The 1,127-nt window shown below is 72.7% G+C and carries 1 protein-coding gene; it reads left to right on the forward strand.

Features of this window, described 5'->3' with window-relative positions; translation table 11 throughout:
* Positions 1 to 1,125, forward strand: a 1,125-nt coding sequence (locus GGE06_RS41970) for a carboxylate-amine ligase (RefSeq protein WP_246533110.1), incomplete at its 5' end; no start/stop codon positions are given.
* Positions 1,126 to 1,127: the final 2 nt, after the last annotated feature.

Raw genomic sequence — 1,127 nt, forward strand, 5'->3', positions numbered from 1 at the left:
GCGATGGAGATCCTGACCATGGGAGTCGAGGAGGAATTCATCCTGGTCGACCAGGCCACACGAGCCCCGGTCAACCGCGCCCCGGCCGTCATCCGACACGCCGGCCACACCCTCGGCCCACAGGTCCAGACCGAGTTCTTCAACGCCCAGATCGAAACCTGCACCCGAGCCACCGCCAACCGCCACGACCTACGCGACGAACTCGCCCGGCTCCGCACGACCGTCGGCGCGGCCGCCCGGACCGAACACTGCCTGCCGATCGCCTGCGGCACGCCCGTCCTGCCCCCCGAAGAACCGCTGACGGTGACCGACACCGCACGCTACCGGCTGATGGCCCACCGCTTCGCCGCCCTGGTCACCCGCCCGGACGGCGCCGCCCGCGACGACGGACTCGTCTGCGGCTGCCACATCCACCTCGGAACCCTGGACCGCACCCGCGCCCTCGCCCTCGCCCAGCACCTGCGGCCATGGCTGCCCGTCCTCCAGGCCCTGGCCGGGAACTCGCCCTACACCCGCCGACACGACACCGGCTACCACAGCTGGCGCGCCGTCGAACACGCCCGATGGCCGACCGTCGGCCCCACCCCGCTCCTGACCGACGAGGCCCAGTACCTCGCACACGTGGCACGCCTGGTCAGCGACGGCACACTGCTCGACAACCGCATGGTGTACTGGCACGCCCGGCCCTCCGAACACGTACCGACCCTGGAGATCCGGATCGCCGACGCCAACGCCGACCTCGACACCGTGGTCCTGCTCGCGATCCTGGCCCGCGGCCTCACCACCACCCTGCTGCCCCGCGTCGACACAAACCTGCCCCCGCCCCCTATCCCCCGCCCCCGCCTGCTCCGGGCCCACCGGCTCGCCGCCGCCCAGGGCCTCACCGGCAACGGTCTCGATCCGGTCGACGGACAAGAACGGCCCGCCGCGGCTCTGGTGGACACGCTGATCACCCTCGCCCGGCCCGGCCTCGACCTGACCGGCGACACCGACTGGGCCTGGCAGCAGTGGGAACGGATCCGCACGGACGGCGGCGGCGCCGCCCGACAGCGCGCCGTCTTCCACCGGCACGGCCGGTTCAGCGAGGTGGTCGACGCACTGGCCGACGCCACCACGAAAGGCTGATC

The sequence above is a fragment of the Streptomyces nymphaeiformis genome (genome assembly GCF_014203895.1).
GTDB lineage: Bacteria > Actinomycetota > Actinomycetes > Streptomycetales > Streptomycetaceae > Streptomyces > Streptomyces nymphaeiformis.